Below are 13,463 nucleotides of genomic sequence, written 5' to 3' on the forward strand. Positions count from 1 at the left end.
GCAACCGTGCCGCCCCGGAACGGCCGGGACGATCCGGATCAGAGACCCGAGTAGGCGTGCAGTCCCTTGAAGAACAGGTTCACCACGGTGAAGTTGAACAGCACCGCCGAGAAGCCGATGATCGCGAGCCAGGCCGACCGCGAGCCGCGCCAGCCGCGCGTCGCGCGCGCGTGGATGTACCCGGCGTAGACCACCCAGATGATGAAGGTCCACACCTCCTTGGTGTCCCAGCCCCAGTAGCGCCCCCACGCCTTCTCGGCCCAGATCGCACCGGCCATGAGCGTGAAGGTCCAGAGGATGAATCCGACGATGTTCACGCGGTACGCGAGGTTCTCGAGCGAGACCGAGTCGGGCAACGTCGCGAGGAACGACTTCTTCACCGCGTCGGCGGTTGCGACGACTGCCTCGCGACGGGCCTGCATGAGCTGCACGACCGAGAGCGCGAACCCGAGCGCGAAGAACCCGACGGCCGAGGTCGCGACGAAGACGTGGATGACGAGCCACACCGACTGCAGCGCCGGCGGCAGCGGCACGACGCTCACGTAGAAGTTCACGGTCGCGATGCCGAGCAGCACGAGAACGAGCCCGGTCACGAACGTGCCCAGGAAGCGCAGGTCGGTCTTGACCACCAGCAGCACGAGCAGGAAGACCGTCGTGATGACGAGCGTGCCGGTCAACGCGAACTCGTACATGTTGGCCCACGGCACGCGCTCGGCGGCGATGCCGCGCAGCACGGTCGCCGACAGGTGCAGCAGCCACGCGATGACCGTCATCGCGACGGCGACGCGCAGCACGGGCGAACGGCCGTACGAGACGGGGGCGGATGTCGCGGCGCCGGCCTTCGCGGAACGGTCGCGTCCGCCGACTCGGGCTCCCGACCCGGGCGCGGGCGCGCTCGTGCCCGCGGCCGCCGCGGCGAGGACCTCGACCCGCTCGGAGGCGGGCTCGCTCGCGGTGCCCGCGGAGGCGGCATCCGCCTCCGCCGCCGACGCGGCCGAGCGCTTCGCGAGGTCGATCGAGTACGCGATGAACGCGACCGCGTACACGGCCATGGCGGAGTACACCGCGATGATGGAGATCTCGTCGAGCGTCACCGTTCTACCTTACGTCGAAGAAGTTTCCGGCCCGGTCGCCGCGGAATTCGCGTGCCGGTCGGCGAACTCGTCAACCGCGCGCTCGAGGCCCGGGTCGTCGCCGCGGGCGAGGCCGGCGTACTCGAGCACGGTCGTGCCATCCGGCCCCACCGCCTTCACCCACATGCGACGCCGCGGCACGAACAGCGACAGCAGCAGGCCGCCGATGATGAGCACCGCGAAGACGAGCACCCAGCCCTGCGACGGGTCGTGGTGCACGTCGAACGAGGCGAAGCGCGACACGCTCTTCGAGAAGTCGTCGGCCGCGGCATCCGGCGTCGCGGTCTCGAACTCGACCGTGCCGAGGCCGTTGGGCAGTTCGGTGGACTCGCCCGGCATGAGCTCGACCGAGTCGACGCCGGTGTCGCCGCCCGTGAGTTGCTCCATGCCGGTCGTCTCGAGCTGGTACACCGAGGTCGGTGTGCCCGCGTCGAGGCCCAGGTCGCCCGAGTACACGTTGAGCGTGAGCACCGGGTACACGAGGTCGGGGTAGCTCGAGGTGTACGCGCCCGACGGCAGCGTGGTCTGCGTCGGGTAGAAGAAGCCGACCATGCCGAGCTGCTCGTCGAGTCCGTCGGGCACCTTCACGACGCCGATCGAGGTGAGGTTCGCGTCCTGCGGGAGGAACGGGATCGAGTCGGTGAACACGACGTTCCCGTCGGGGTCGCGGACTGTGATCGTCGGCGCGTAGCCGTTCCCGAGCAGGTACACGTCGGTGCCGTACTCGTACAGCGGCTCGTTGACCTTGACCTGCCGCTCGTCGGAACCGCCTTCGCCGTCGATCGTGACGCGCGCCGTGAAGTCGATCGGCTGGCCGAGCGCGTCGCGGTTCTCGGTCTCGTAGACCGCGTCGAGCTCGTCGAGCGTCAGCCGGTACGGCGTGAGCCGGGTGTCGTCGAAGAAGCGGCCCGGGTTGAACGAGTCGTACGCCGCGAGCGTGTTCACGAACGACTGCCCCTCGACGATGACCCGCTGTCCCGAGAAGCCGAATCCGCCGCCGATCGCGACCGTCACGAGCACGCCGACGAGGGCGGTGTGGAAGACGAGGTTGCCGGTCTCGCGCAGGTAGCCGCGCTCGGCAGAGACGGATGGCGCGCCGCGCTGGTCGAAGCGCTCGATCCGGTAGCCCGACTTCTTCAGCGCGGCCGCGGCCCGCGCGATCGCGTCGTCGGCGGTCTCGCCGTCGGCCAGCGGACGCTCGGTGTAGGCCGACAGCCGCGAGAGCCGGGCCGGCGTCTTCGGGGGCCGCGCTCGCAGCGCCTCGAAGTGGTGCTTGGTGCGCGGGATGATGCAGCCGATGAGCGAGACGAACAGCAGCAGGTAGATCGCCGAGAACCACACCGACGTGTACACGTCGAACATCTGGAACGAGTCGAGCACCGGTGCGAGGTCGGGGTTGTCGGTGAAGTACTGCACGACGCCGTTGGGGTCGCTCGAGCGCTGCGGCACCAGCGAACCCGGCACCGCCGCGATGGCCAGCAGCAGGAGGAGCAGCAGCGCCGTGCGCATGCTCGTGAGCTGGCGCCATCCGAATCGCAGCCAACCGACGGGGCCGAGCTTCGGCCCGGTGACCGGCCCGGCGGAGCCGCCGGCACCGGCGACGGCACCGGCGACCGCGCCGGCGCCCGAGGCGCTCGAGTCGCTCGAGCCGTCGTCGTAGTCGGCCGGGCGCAGCGGGTCGACGCCCGTGCCGCGCGCGGCCGCGCCATCCGCTCGCCCGCGCCCGGGTCGCGTCTCAGATCGCGGGGACGAAGCCACTGATCACCGCCTGCAACTCGTACATCCAGATGGTCCACACGCCCGACACCATGAGCAGGCCGATGACGATGAGCAACCCGCCGCCGATGAGGTTCACGGCGCGGATGTGCCGACGCACGAACGCGAGCGCGTTCGCCGCCCAGCTGAACCCGAACGCGACGAGCACGAACGGGATGCCGAGGCCGATGCAGTACGCCAGGCCGAGCAGCGCGCCCCGCCCCGCGCTTGCGGCGTCAGTGCTGAGGGCGAGCACGACGGCGAGCGTCGGGCCGATGCACGGCGTCCAGCCGAGACCGAACACCACTCCGAGCAGTGGGGCGCCCGCGAGGCCGGTGGCCGGGCGCCACGACGGCTTGAACGTGCGCTGCAGGAACGTGAACTGGCCGATGAACACGAGGCCCATCACGATGAGCACCACCCCGAGCACGCGGATGATGAGGTCGGAGTACAGCCGCAGCCAGGCGCCGAGCGCGCCGAACGCGGTCGTGAAGATGAGGAACACGAGCGTGAAGCCCGCGATGAAGAGCAGCACGCCGAGCATCAGGCGGCGGCGCGCGCGACGCTGCTCGGCCTCCTCGGCGCTCGCGTCGGCGAACCCGCCGAGGTAGCCGAGGTAGCCGGGCACGAGCGGCAGGACGCACGGCGAGAGGAACGACACGAGCCCCGCGGCGATCGCGATCGGCACGGCCGCGAGCAGCTGCCCGCTGAAGATGATCTGGTTGAGGTCCATCGCCGGAACGTCCGCCTGCGCCTACGCCTGCTCGGCGATGACGTCGCGCACGATGGTCTCGAGGATCGACGCGTCCTTGAGCTGGCCGAGGATGCGCGCGGCGACGCGGCCCTCGGCGTCGAGCACGAGCGTCGTCGGCACGGCCGCGGGGGGCACGTCACCGGCGAACGCGTACTGCACGGCCCCGTCGTTCGCGTCGACGATCGACGGGTAGGTGATGCCGTAGTTCTGCTCGAAGGATGCCGCGGTCGCGGCCTGGTCGCGGACGTTGACGCCCACGAACGACGCCCCGTTCCCGTCGAACTCCTCGTGCACCTGCTGCAGCAGCGGCGCCTCGGCACGGCACGGCGCGCAGCCGGCGTACCAGAAGTTCACGACCGCGACCTCGCCGGCCAGGTCGACGGAGTCGAGGGTCCCGCCCTCGATCGTCTCGCCCTCGAACGCGATCGGCTCGCCGCGCTCGCCGGCCGGGAACTCGGCGATCGTGCCGTCGCCGGCGATGTAGCCCTTGTTGTTCCCCTCGCGGTACTGCTCGGCGAGCGGGTCGCTCGAGCACCCGGCGAGCAGTAGGGCGGATGCCGCGGCGACCGCCACCAACCCGAGGGTCGAGGAGCGGCGCAGCCGCGTCTCGAAACCCGAACGCACGAGATGCATCACACCGCCCCCACGTCGGTCGCCTGCTCCTGCAGCCCGGCGGCAGGGTCGCGGTAGCCGACCTCGACGAAGCGGCGGCCGCGGCGCTCGAACGTCGTGATGCTCGAGAGCGCGCAGCGACGCCGGCGCGGGTCATGCGCGAGCGACTTGCCGGCGACCCGGCGGTGCGCCATCCAGATCGGCAGTTGATGGCTCACCATCACGACGTCGCCCTCGTCGACGGCATCGGCGGCGTCGTGCATGGCATGGAACATGCGGTCGGCGATCTTGCCGAACGCCTCGCCCCAGCTCGGCTCCCACGGGTTCACGAGGAACACCCAGTTGCGCACGTCGCGCAGTGCGGAGTCGGGTCCCGCCATCCGCTTGCCCTCGAACCGGTTCGTCGGCTCGATGATGCGGTCGTCGAGCGCCGGCTCGAGCGAGAAGGCCTTCGCGATCGGCTCGGCCGACTGCTGCGTGCGCTGCAGGGGCGAGGAGACGAGCGAGGCGACGTGGCGCTTGCGCATCACGAGGTCGAGCGCGGCGGCCTCGGCCATGGCGCGGCCGAGGTCGCTCAGGCCGTATCCGGGGAGACGACCGTAGAGCACGCCCTGGGGGTTGAAGACCTCGCCGTGGCGCACGAGATGGATCTGCTCGGCCGGCACGCCCTCCAGTCTACGAACCGGTTCCCTAGGAAACCGCCGTGCGCCGTGGCATCCGCTCGCCCGCCCTTCTCGTTTCACCCGTCCCCTGCCGTTCACAGGAGATCTGCCGATGTACAGGACGGATCCGACGATTCCGTCCTGTGAATCGCCGCTCTTCCTGCGATCCGGGCAGGACAGGGCGGGCAGGGGCGGGCGGATGGCGCGAAGCGGGCCGGTCGGGCGGGGAAACACCGCCCGGTAGGATGATCCGTCGTGAACACGCGCACCCTCGTCAAGGACCTCGCCGCACTTCCCGACGGCCCCGTCACCGTCGCCGGATGGGTCGAGACCGTCCGCGACCAGAAGAAGGTGCAGTTCATCATCCTGCGCGACGAGTCCGGCTCGGTGCAGCTCGTGAATCCGGCGGTGCGCGAGCTCGACCCCGAGGGCGTCAGCGTCGGCGCTGCCGAGGCGTTCGCGCTCACCGAGCAGATCTCCGCGCTCGGGCACGGCACGTTCGTCACGGTGTCCGGCGACCTGAAGCACGACGAGCGGGTCAAGCTCGGCGGGCTCGAGGTGAAGATCGGCTCGCTCGACGTCGTCGCCGAGGCGCTCGAGACGCCCATCGCGGCCGACTCGGGTCTCGACAAGCGCCAGGACTGGCGTTTCCTCGACCTGCGGCACCCGCGGCAGAACCTCATCTTCCGCATCCAGACCACGTTCCTGCACGCGCTGCGCACGTACTGGGTCGAGCGGGGATGGATCGAGATCCAGACGCCGAAGCTCATGGCGTCGGCATCCGAGTCCCGCGCCGAGCTGTTCGAGCTCGGCTACTTCGAGGGCACGGCGTACCTGTCGCAGAGCCCCCAGTTCTTCAAGCAGATGGCGCAGCCGGCCGGGTTCGGCCGCGTGTTCGAGGTCGGGCCGGCGTTCCGCGCCGACCCGTCGTTCACGTCGCGGCACGCGACCGAGTTCACCTCGATCGACGCCGAGATGAGCTGGGTCGACTCGCACGAGGACGTCATGACGATGCACGAGGAGGTCCTCGTCGCGGGATTCACGGCCGTCAAGGAGAAGCACGGCGCCGAGATCCAGGAGCTGTTCGGCGTCGAGGTCACGGTGCCCAGCACGCCGTTCCCGCGCATCCCGCTCGCCGAGGCCAAGCAGATCGTCGCGTCGCGCGGGTACGTGGTGCCCCGCCAGGACGCCGACATGGACCCCGAGGGCGAGCGCCAGATCTCGCAGTACGTCAGGGAGGAGCTCGGCCACGAGTTCGTCTTCCTCACCGACTACGCGTCGAGCATCCGGCCGTTCTACCACATGCGCCACGCGGATGACGCGGGCCTGACGAACTCGTACGACCTCATCTTCAACGGGGTCGAGATCTCCACCGGCGCGCAGCGCGAGCACCGCGTCGACGTGCTGACCGAGCAGGCGAAGGAGAAGGGCCTCGAGCCCGAGGAGCTCGACTTCTACCTCGACTTCTTCCGCTACGGCGTGCCGCCCCACGGCGGCTTCGGGATGGGCCTCGCGCGCGTCCTCATGCTCATGCTGCACGAGCACTCGATCCGCGAGACCACCTACCTCTTCCGCGGCCCGACGCGCCTGCTGCCGTAAGCCGTCAGGCACCGGGGGCGTCGGCGGCGCCGCCCGAGGCGGGGCGGTCGGAGCCCCCCGCGGCGCGCTCGGCGGCGCCGGCGCGCAGCACCTCGTCGAGCGGCGTCGCGTCGGCGCGCTCGAGGTCGCGCAGCGCGGGACCCTCGATGCGGTTGCCGCGGTGATCGAAGCGCGAGGCGTGCAGCGGGCAGTCCCACGTGCACTCGGCGTCGTTCCAGTTGAGGACCCCGCCCAGGTGCGTGCACACCGCGGAGACCTCGCAGGTCTCGCCGCCGACGGTTGAGACGCCGACCGGATGCGTACCGCGGCGCAGCACGACGCCCACGCCCTCGGGCGGCGGCGGCGCGGCATCCGCCACCGGGGCCCGCAACGCACGCACCCATCGGCGCGTGAGGAAGGCTCCGACGCGGGCGCCGTCTGCGATGCCGCGCCCGAAGTCGCCCGGCGTCGTGAATCGCGAACCGATGACCCGGCCCCAGTCGGGACGGCGAGCCCCGAGGATCTCGTGCGCGATGCGGATGCCCGCGGCCGAGCCGTTGGTGAGGCCCCACTTGGCGTACCCCGTCGCGAACCAGACGCGACCCCGGCCCCGAGGCATCCGGCCGACGAAGGGGATGAGGTTGTGCGACTGGTAGTCCTGCGCGGCCCAGTGCACCGGGTCGGTCGCGTCGGGCCACCACGTCTGCGCCCAGCCGACGAGCTCGTCGAGCAGTTCCCGCGTGCTCGGCACGCGACCGGTGCGGTGGTTCGCCCCGCCGACGATGAGGCGCGTCGCGTCGCCGCGATCGTCGCGGCGGATGCTGCGGGTCGGCTGGTCCACAGAGAGGTACAGTCCGTCGGGCAGCGCCGCCTCCGCGGGCATCTCGAACGACACGAGCATCGAGCGCGATCCGCCGGTCTTCGCCCAGTAGAGGCCACGGTTGAGCATCGGCGCGCCGGTCGCGATGACGACCTGCTCGGCGGTGAACGTGCCGACACTCGTGCGCACCTTCGCCGGCGACGAGGCGGTGACCCCGAGTGCGCGGGCACCCGTGACGATGCGCCCGCCGCCGGCCGCCACGAGCTCGGCGAGCCCGCGCATCAGCTCGGCCGGATCCAGAGCGAGCTGCCCCTCGAGCGCCGCCGCCCCGGCGACGGGGAACGGCACGTCGTCGGGGATCTCCGTGACCCGCCGGACGGGCAGCCCCGCCTCGCGCCCGGCCCGCACCTCGGCATCGACCGCGTCGATGCCGTCGACCGTCTGCGCGTAGCTGTACGCGGTGGCCTCGCGCATCTCGACGCCGGCCCGCTCGCACGCGCGCCGCAGCCACTGCTGCCCGGCGCGGTTGGCGTCGACGTACGCTCGCACGAGCCCCGCCGGATGCCCGCGGCGGATGACCGCGAGCCGATTGCCCTGCAGCAGGGTGGCCTTGCCGGTGTTCCGCCCGCTCGCGAGCGCGCCCGGCACGTCCTGCTCGATCACGGTCACGCGGCGGCCGGCGTCGAGCAGCATGATCGCGGTCGACAGGCCGGTGATCCCGGCACCCACGACGACGACGTCGGCGTGCCGCTCGGGGTCGATGGGAACGGAGCGCTCGCGCTGGATGCTCGTCATGCGACCAGTCAACGCCCACGCGCCATCCGGCGTCACCCCCTTGAGGGAAACGGATGCCGCGGACTATGGACGCCGGGTCAGGCGGCCGCGAGGAGTGCCGTCTTGAGTCGCACCGGGTCGATGCGCCAGTAGCCGTGCACCTCGCCGTCGACGAGCAGCACCGGGATCTCCTCGGCGTACCGCGCGCGCAGTGCCTCGTCGTCGAGGATGGACAGCTCATCGAGCGTGGTGACCGGCGCCCCGGGCGTCGCCGCGAGCTCCTCGCGCACGCACGTGACGACCTCCCGCGCGTCGTCGCACAGGTGGCAACCGGGCTTGCCGATCAGGGTGAGGCGGATGTCTCGGGGGCTCACCCGCTCAGGATACGCGCGCCGGGGCAGCGAAAAGCGCCAGGCCGGACGGCCTGACGCTCTGCCAGTGGTCGGAATGCGACTACTTCTTGTTGCGACGCTGGTGGCGCGTCTTGCGAAGCAGCTTGCGGTGCTTCTTCTTCGCCATGCGCTTGCGACGCTTCTTGATGACGGAACCCACGAAAACCTCACAAAGATCCGGGTCGGCCGCGCGTGCCGCAGCCGTGGGGCGATGAGCCCCGCGGTAGTCTAGCCCATCCACCGGCGGGGCGCCGAGTCATGGGCTACCGTCGAGGGATGCCACGACCCGGACTGGTGATCCGAACGACCCGCGAGGACGACTGGCGGGCGATGCGCGAGCTGCGCCTGGAGATGCTCCGCGACACCCCCATCGCCTTCGGTGACACGCTCGAACGCGCGCTCGGCTACGACGAGATCGAATGGCGCATCCGCGCCCGCCGCGGCGAGGCGCGCGAGCAGACCCTCATCGTCGCGGTCGACGGCGACCGGTGGGTCGGCACGATGGGATGCTACGTGCCCGACCTGACGACGGGGCCGCTGCTGGTCGGCGTCTACGTCTCCCCCGATCGCCGCGGCGACGACGCGGGCGTGACCCGTGCCCTGCTCACCGAGATCGAGCGCTGGGCGGCCGACCGGAGCGACACGCTGCGCCTCGAGGTGCACGAGGACAACCCCCGTGCGCGGCGCTTCTACGAGAAGCTCGGGTTCGCCTACACCGGCCACAGCCGGCCGTACGAGCTCGAGCCCGGCGGGCTGGAACTCGAGATGCAGAAGCGACTGCGGTAGCCGCCGCTAGCGGCGCTTGCGCTGCGCGACGACCGCGGTGACCTGGTGCGCGGTCTCGGCGAACGCCTTGCCGAGCGCCGAGGCGAACGCGCGCTGGTCGGCGTTGAGGTCGACCTCGGCCCCGGCATCGGCGCCGGCGAGCGTGACCGCGTCGGTCGCGGCATCCGTCGACACGAAGGGGATCAGCCAGTCTTCGAGGCGCTCCAGCGGCGCGCGGTCGAGCCGGTAGTAGCGGTGCTGCCCCTCTTCCCGCACGCCGACGAGGCCGGACTCGCGGAGCACCTTGAGGTGCTTGGACACCGTCGGCTGGCTCACGCCGAGGGCCGTGACGATCTCGCCGACGCTGATCTCGCCGCCGGACTCGGGTACCGACGACTCGCGGTCGAGGAGGACGCCGAGGATGTCTCGCCTGGTCGGGTCCGCAACCACGTCGAAGATGTCCGCCATGGCTCAAGGGTAGTCAGTCCGCGCCTCACGCGGGGAGTACGATGACTCAGCGTCGAGCGGAGGGTGCGTGATGCAGGCGGTGGCGACGGGCCGGCGCGGCGGCTACGGCCCGCGCGCTTGGCTCGGCGGCCTGCGCGATGGGCTCGACGCGGTGCTGCGACATTCGCCGTCGCGGTTCGCGATCCTCGTGTTCGCCTCGCTCATCCTGCTCTTCACGGTGCTGTTCTCGCTGCCGATCGCACGCGCGGGCACGGACACGGGCAGCGCCCCGCTCCACGACGCGTTCTTCACGGCCGTGTCGGTCATCTGCGTGACCGGCCTCGCGACCGTCGACATGGCGACGTACTGGTCCCCGTTCGGCCACGCGCTCGTGTTCATCGGCGTGAACATCGGCGGTGTCGGCGTGCTCACGCTCGCCACCTCGCTCGGGCTCATCATCTCGCGCAGGCTCGGCCTGCGCGCGAAGCTGCTCGCGGCGAGCGACACGAATCCGTCGCGCATCCACGTCGGCCCCGTCTCCGAGCGGCAGGCCGTGCTGCTCGGCGAGGTCGGCGGCCTGCTGTTCACCGTCGCGGTGAGCGCGTTGAGCATCGAACTCGTCATCGCCCTGCTCATGCTGCCGAGCATGTTCGCGACGGGGTACGGCCCGTTCGAATCGATCTGGTACAGCTTCTACTACTCGGCGATGGCGTTCACCAACACCGGGTTCAGCCCGAATCCCGGCGGCCTGGCGCCGTTCGCCCTCGACTACTGGTTCCAGACGCTCCTCATGATCGGCGTGTTCCTCGGCAGCCTGGGCTTCCCCGTCATCTTCGCGCTCGCCCGCGCATGGCGGAATCCCCGCCGTTGGGGCGTGCACGTCAAGCTCACGCTCACGACCACGGTGATCCTGTTCGTGCTCGGCGCCGGGGCCTTCCTGGGGCTCGAGTACAACAATCCCGAGACCTACGGGAAGCTGGACGCCCTGCCGACGATCTTCCAGTCGTTCTTCATGTCGGCGATGACCCGATCGGGCGGCTTCGCCACCATCGACATGCACGACCTCAACGGGTCGAGCCTGCTCGTCTCCGACATGCTGATGTTCATCGGCGGCGGCTCGGCGTCGACGGCGGGCGGCGTGAAGGTCACGACGCTCGCGGTGCTGTTCCTCGCGGCGTTCGCCGAGGCGCGCGGTGCGCCCGCGATGGAGGCGTTCGGACGTCGCATCCCCGCCGACATCCTGCGATTGGCGGTCAGCGTGGTGCTGTGGGGGGCGACGATCGTCGCCGCGTCGTCGATCACGATCCTGCACATCACGAAGGAACCCTTCGACTTCGTGCTGTTCGACGTGATCTCGGCCTTCGCGACGTGCGGGCTGTCGACCGGCCTCACGGCCGACCTGCCGCCGGCCGGCGTGTACGTCATGGGCGCGACCATGTTCATGGGACGCGTCGGCACCGTGACCCTCGCGGCGGCGCTGGCCGCGAGCCAGCGTCGCCAGCTGTTCAAGCGACCGGAAGAGAGGCCCATCGTTGGTTGATCGCATCAGGCACGACGCCCCCGTGCTCGTCATCGGACTCGGTCGCTTCGGGGCGGCGACCGCGGGCCAGCTCGACCGGCTCGGCCGCGAGGTGCTCGCCGTCGACACCGACGAGGCGCTCGTGCAGAAGTGGTCCGAGCGGGTCACGCACGCGGTCGTCGCCGACGCGCGCTCGATCGACGCGCTCCGCCAGATCGGCGCCCAGGACTTCTCGATCGCGGTCTGCGCGGTCGGCTCGTCCATCGAGGCATCCGTGCTCATCACCGCGAACCTCGTCGACCTCGGCGTGCCGCAGATCTGGGCGAAGGCGATCTCGACGTCGCACGGCAAGATCCTGGAGCGCATCGGCGCCAACCACGTGATCTATCCCGAAGCCGAGGCGGGTGAGCGGGTCGCGCACCTGGTCAGCGGCCGCATGATCGACTTCATCGAGTTCGACGACGACTTCGCGCTCGTGAAGATGTACCCGCCGAAGCCGATCCGCGGCAAGAACCTCACCGAGTCGGGCGTGCGGTCACGGCATCATGTGACGGTCGTCGGCGTGAAGAGCCCGGGCAAGCCGTTCACGTACGCGACCGAGAAGACCGTGGTGTCCAATCACGACCTCATCATCGTGTCCGGCACCGAGGGCGACATCGAGAAGTTCGCCGCGCTCGAGTGAGCCGGATGCCGCGGGCGGGCGCGCGCCATCGGTCGCCCGGTCACGTGGCGAACGTGCCGCCGCTGCGGCTCAGGCCGCGTCGCCGGCCAACGTCGACACGACCGTCGCGATCACGCCGATCACGAGCAGGATGACCGCGAGCGTGCCGAGCAGCCGCGGCACGGGCGAGTCGGCCTCGAAGCGCAGCCGCTCGGGCGTGCGCCGGCGGTAGAACGCGGGCTGCGTGTCGGTGCCGACGACAGTGGGGTGCTCGTCGGGTTCGAGCCCGCGTTCGTGGAACTCGCCTTCGGCGAACCACCGCACCCGCGTGCCGTCGTCGCCGCCCGCGTCGACGAGGACCGCATCGGTGGGCTCCCAGGTGCCATCGGCCATGCGCGCGAACGCGAAGGCGAGCAGGCAGAGCCCGCCGCCGATGAGCGTGATCCACGCGACCACCTCGCTCACCAGCGCGATGACGTCGAGCGAACCCATGACGCGAGCGTACCTGCCGCGGGAGCCCCCGGAGGACACGCAGGTGAGTGCCCTTGGTCCCCTGCCCGCACCGGCGCCGCGGCGTAGCATCCGCGCATGGCCGACGTCATCCGCACCCGGGGCCTCGTGAAGCGCTTCGGGCCGGCCATCGCACTCGACGGCCTGGACATGGAGGTCGCCGAAGGCGAGATCCACGGCTTCCTCGGACCGAACGGTGCCGGCAAGTCGACGACGATCCGCATCCTGCTGGGCCTCGCGCGCGCGAGCGGCGGCGTGGCCGAGCTCTTCGGCCGGGATCCGTGGCGGCGCGCCGCGGAACTCCATCACCGGGTGGCGTACGTGCCCGGCGACGTGAGCCTGTGGCCGAACCTGAGCGGCTCCGAGGCGATCGACCTGCTCACCCGGCTGCGCGGCGGTCGGTCGGACCGGCGCGCCTATGGCGAGCGCCGCACGCGCCTGATCGAGGAGTTCCAGCTCGACCCGCGAACGAAGGGGCGCGCCTACTCGAAGGGCAACCGGCAGAAGGTCGCGCTCGTCGCCGCCTTCGCCACGCCGGCCGACCTCTACCTGCTCGACGAGCCGACGAGCGGGCTCGATCCCCTCATGGAGCAGGTGTTCAACCGCGAGATCGCCCGCGTGCGGGCGGATGGCGCGACCGTCCTCCTCTCGAGCCACATCCTCTCGGAGGTCGAGGTGCTGTGCGATCGCGTCAGCATCATCCGTGCCGGACGGCTCGTCGAGTCGGGCACGCTGGCCGAGCTGCGGCACCTGACGCGATCCGAGGTGTCGTTCGTGCACCGGCCCGGGCAGGAGGAGGCGCTCGCCGCCATCGAGGGCGCGCACGACCTCGTGATCGACAACGGCAAGGTCCGGTTCGCGGTCGACAGCGACCGCATCCCGCAGCTGCTGCCCGTGCTCGGTCGCCTGGGCGTGCAGGGCTTGACCGTCGCGCCGCCGTCGCTCGAGGAGCTCTTCCTGCGCCACTATGGCGACGAGCCCGAATGGGTCACCGACGGGTCAAGCCCGTGAGGTCGTGCCGCGGGCCCTCCGCCTGCCGCGCACCGTTAGGATTCCGTTTAGGCACATTCACAAATTTGTG

At 70.8% G+C, this 13,463-nt stretch carries 15 protein-coding genes; 5 read left to right on the forward strand and 10 right to left on the reverse strand.

What is annotated here, in order from left to right; genetic code table 11:
• Positions 1 to 38 precede the first annotated feature (38 nt).
• From ccsB to ACFQ58_RS00330, 5 genes are read right to left on the reverse strand one after another with little or no spacing between them, the layout of a single operon-like run.
• Positions 39 to 1,052, reverse strand: a complete 1,014-nt coding sequence (gene ccsB / locus ACFQ58_RS00310; protein WP_376950308.1) for a c-type cytochrome biogenesis protein CcsB — start codon at positions 1,050 to 1,052, stop codon at positions 39 to 41.
• Between the two features lie 51 nt (positions 1,053 to 1,103).
• Positions 1,104 to 2,891, reverse strand: coding sequence for a cytochrome c biogenesis protein ResB (locus tag ACFQ58_RS00315; RefSeq protein WP_376948388.1), 1,788 nt, complete (start codon positions 2,889 to 2,891; stop codon positions 1,104 to 1,106).
• Complete coding sequence (locus ACFQ58_RS00320; RefSeq protein WP_376948390.1) at positions 2,869 to 3,621, reverse strand: cytochrome c biogenesis CcdA family protein; 753 nt, start codon at positions 3,619 to 3,621, stop codon at positions 2,869 to 2,871. Before ACFQ58_RS00320 ends, ACFQ58_RS00315 begins: the two co-directional genes overlap by 23 nt.
• Positions 3,622 to 3,642: 21 nt before the next feature.
• Positions 3,643 to 4,275: a TlpA family protein disulfide reductase gene (locus tag ACFQ58_RS00325; protein ID WP_376948393.1), complete on the reverse strand. Its 633-nt coding sequence runs from the start codon at positions 4,273 to 4,275 to the stop codon at positions 3,643 to 3,645.
• A complete protein-coding gene (locus ACFQ58_RS00330) occupies positions 4,275 to 4,919 on the reverse strand; it encodes a histidine phosphatase family protein (protein WP_376948395.1) in 645 nt (214 codons plus the stop codon). The genes ACFQ58_RS00325 and ACFQ58_RS00330 overlap by 1 nt, the downstream gene beginning before the upstream one ends.
• 252 nt (positions 4,920 to 5,171) lie before the next feature.
• Between ACFQ58_RS00330 and aspS the strand changes: the two genes are divergently transcribed.
• On the forward strand, positions 5,172 to 6,515 hold the full coding sequence (aspS, locus tag ACFQ58_RS00335) for an aspartate--tRNA(Asn) ligase (RefSeq protein WP_376948397.1): 1,344 nt from the start codon (positions 5,172 to 5,174) through the stop codon (positions 6,513 to 6,515).
• A 4-nt stretch (positions 6,516 to 6,519) separates the two neighbouring features.
• Here aspS and ACFQ58_RS00340 read toward each other — a convergent pair whose 3' ends face one another.
• The 3 genes from ACFQ58_RS00340 to ACFQ58_RS00350 all read right to left on the reverse strand — a co-directional run bounded on the left by ACFQ58_RS00340 (position 6,520) and on the right by ACFQ58_RS00350 (position 8,640).
• Positions 6,520 to 8,109 (reverse strand): FAD-dependent oxidoreductase, encoded by a 1,590-nt coding sequence (locus tag ACFQ58_RS00340; RefSeq protein WP_376948400.1) that lies wholly within the window; start codon positions 8,107 to 8,109, stop codon positions 6,520 to 6,522.
• A gap of 77 nt (positions 8,110 to 8,186) precedes the next feature.
• Positions 8,187 to 8,462 carry a glutaredoxin family protein gene (locus ACFQ58_RS00345; protein ID WP_376948402.1) on the reverse strand — a complete coding sequence of 92 codons (276 nt, stop codon included), beginning with the start codon at positions 8,460 to 8,462 and terminating at the stop codon, positions 8,187 to 8,189.
• A 79-nt stretch (positions 8,463 to 8,541) separates the two neighbouring features.
• Positions 8,542 to 8,640, reverse strand: coding sequence for a 30S ribosomal protein bS22 (locus ACFQ58_RS00350; RefSeq protein WP_003792170.1), 99 nt, complete (start codon positions 8,638 to 8,640; stop codon positions 8,542 to 8,544).
• A 116-nt stretch (positions 8,641 to 8,756) separates the two neighbouring features.
• On the opposite strand from ACFQ58_RS00350, the gene ACFQ58_RS00355 reads away from it, so the two are divergent.
• Positions 8,757 to 9,266: a GNAT family N-acetyltransferase gene (locus ACFQ58_RS00355; protein ID WP_376948404.1), complete on the forward strand. Its 510-nt coding sequence runs from the start codon at positions 8,757 to 8,759 to the stop codon at positions 9,264 to 9,266.
• Between the two features lie 6 nt (positions 9,267 to 9,272).
• Here ACFQ58_RS00355 and ACFQ58_RS00360 read toward each other — a convergent pair whose 3' ends face one another.
• Positions 9,273 to 9,713, reverse strand: a complete 441-nt coding sequence (locus tag ACFQ58_RS00360) for an ArsR/SmtB family transcription factor (protein WP_376948406.1) — start codon at positions 9,711 to 9,713, stop codon at positions 9,273 to 9,275.
• A gap of 70 nt (positions 9,714 to 9,783) precedes the next feature.
• Between ACFQ58_RS00360 and ACFQ58_RS00365 the strand changes: the two genes are divergently transcribed.
• Together ACFQ58_RS00365 and ACFQ58_RS00370 are read left to right on the forward strand one after the other, a co-directional pair.
• Positions 9,784 to 11,232, forward strand: a complete 1,449-nt coding sequence (locus ACFQ58_RS00365) for a TrkH family potassium uptake protein (RefSeq protein ID WP_376948408.1) — start codon at positions 9,784 to 9,786, stop codon at positions 11,230 to 11,232.
• Positions 11,225 to 11,893 (forward strand): potassium channel family protein, encoded by a 669-nt coding sequence (locus ACFQ58_RS00370; protein ID WP_376948410.1) that lies wholly within the window; start codon positions 11,225 to 11,227, stop codon positions 11,891 to 11,893. Before ACFQ58_RS00365 ends, ACFQ58_RS00370 begins: the two co-directional genes overlap by 8 nt.
• 69 nt (positions 11,894 to 11,962) lie before the next feature.
• On the opposite strand, the gene ACFQ58_RS00375 is transcribed toward ACFQ58_RS00370, so the two are convergent.
• Entirely contained in the window at positions 11,963 to 12,364 is a 402-nt protein-coding gene (locus ACFQ58_RS00375) for a hypothetical protein (protein WP_376948412.1), read from the reverse strand.
• Positions 12,365 to 12,460: 96 nt separating this feature from the next.
• Here ACFQ58_RS00375 and ACFQ58_RS00380 point away from each other — a divergent pair, with 96 nt between their 5' ends.
• Complete coding sequence (locus ACFQ58_RS00380) at positions 12,461 to 13,393, forward strand: ATP-binding cassette domain-containing protein (protein ID WP_376948414.1); 933 nt, start codon at positions 12,461 to 12,463, stop codon at positions 13,391 to 13,393.
• Positions 13,394 to 13,463 lie beyond the last annotated feature (70 nt).

Source organism: Agromyces sp. NPDC056523 (genome assembly GCF_042794545.1).
Taxonomy (GTDB): domain Bacteria; phylum Actinomycetota; class Actinomycetes; order Actinomycetales; family Microbacteriaceae; genus Agromyces.

Coding starts and splice junctions, on each gene's coding strand:
- ACFQ58_RS00380 (WP_376948414.1), top strand. CDS start 12,461: ATGGCCGACGTCATCCGCACCCGGGGCCTCGTGAAGCGCTTCGGGCCG.
- ccsB (WP_376950308.1), bottom strand. CDS start 1,052: ATGGCCGTGTACGCGGTCGCGTTCATCGCGTACTCGATCGACCTCGCG.
- ACFQ58_RS00340 (WP_376948400.1), bottom strand. CDS start 8,109: ATGACGAGCATCCAGCGCGAGCGCTCCGTTCCCATCGACCCCGAGCGG.
- ACFQ58_RS00325 (WP_376948393.1), bottom strand. CDS start 4,275: ATGCATCTCGTGCGTTCGGGTTTCGAGACGCGGCTGCGCCGCTCCTCG.
- ACFQ58_RS00365 (WP_376948408.1), top strand. CDS start 9,784: ATGCAGGCGGTGGCGACGGGCCGGCGCGGCGGCTACGGCCCGCGCGCT.
- ACFQ58_RS00320 (WP_376948390.1), bottom strand. CDS start 3,621: ATGGACCTCAACCAGATCATCTTCAGCGGGCAGCTGCTCGCGGCCGTG.
- ACFQ58_RS00360 (WP_376948406.1), bottom strand. CDS start 9,713: ATGGCGGACATCTTCGACGTGGTTGCGGACCCGACCAGGCGAGACATC.
- ACFQ58_RS00355 (WP_376948404.1), top strand. CDS start 8,757: ATGCCACGACCCGGACTGGTGATCCGAACGACCCGCGAGGACGACTGG.
- ACFQ58_RS00375 (WP_376948412.1), bottom strand. CDS start 12,364: ATGGGTTCGCTCGACGTCATCGCGCTGGTGAGCGAGGTGGTCGCGTGG.